This window comes from Tianweitania sp., assembly GCF_032053605.1.
Lineage (GTDB): Bacteria > Pseudomonadota > Alphaproteobacteria > Rhizobiales > Rhizobiaceae > Tianweitania.
The window spans coordinates 9,595-10,148 of the sequence record NZ_DAMBUH010000117.1; the positions used below are offsets into that span (position 1 = coordinate 9,595).

Annotated in this window: 1 protein-coding gene; it reads left to right on the forward strand. The window is 62.1% G+C overall.

The window, feature by feature from the left end; genetic code table 11:
* Nucleotides 1-315 (forward strand): DNA polymerase III subunit chi (locus RTX98_RS17955; protein WP_312798165.1); only part of this gene is annotated, 315 nt, incomplete at its 5' end.
* Between the last annotated feature and the right edge of the window lie 239 nt (nucleotides 316-554).

Below are 554 nucleotides of genomic sequence, written 5' to 3' on the forward strand. Positions count from 1 at the left end.
GACACGCATCTCTGGATCTTCCGCGATGATTCCTTCCTCGGCCACGGCATCGACCGCGATCCGCACGCCGCCGACCAGCCGATCCTGCTGACCACCAGCCAGGACAACGCCAACGAAGCCAAGATCCGCTTCATGGTCGACGCCGCCGAACCACCCGCAATCGACACTTACGAACGCGCCGTCTTCCTGTTCGACGGCCACGACGCCCACCAACTCGAAACCGCCCGCCGCCACTGGCGCGACGTCAAGACCGCGGGCCACGCCGCAACCTACTGGCAGCAAACTCCGGAGCGAAAGTGGGAGCGAAAGGCGTAGGGGCGGAGGGCGTCGTCAGGGCTTTCCCCATCCATAGGTGCGTCCTTCGAGGCTCGCCCACTGCCGTTGAAGCAGACCACCAACCTCCTACGGGCTCGCACCTCAGGATGAGGGCCGTAGTGCCAGCTTGAGTGTAAGGCTCAGAAGAGGTCGTCTGAGATTTCCGTCTCCTAGGCAATGAGATGCAGCTCCCACCGTCCTCATCCTTGTATATTGCAATTGGTGCATACTATCGGCGT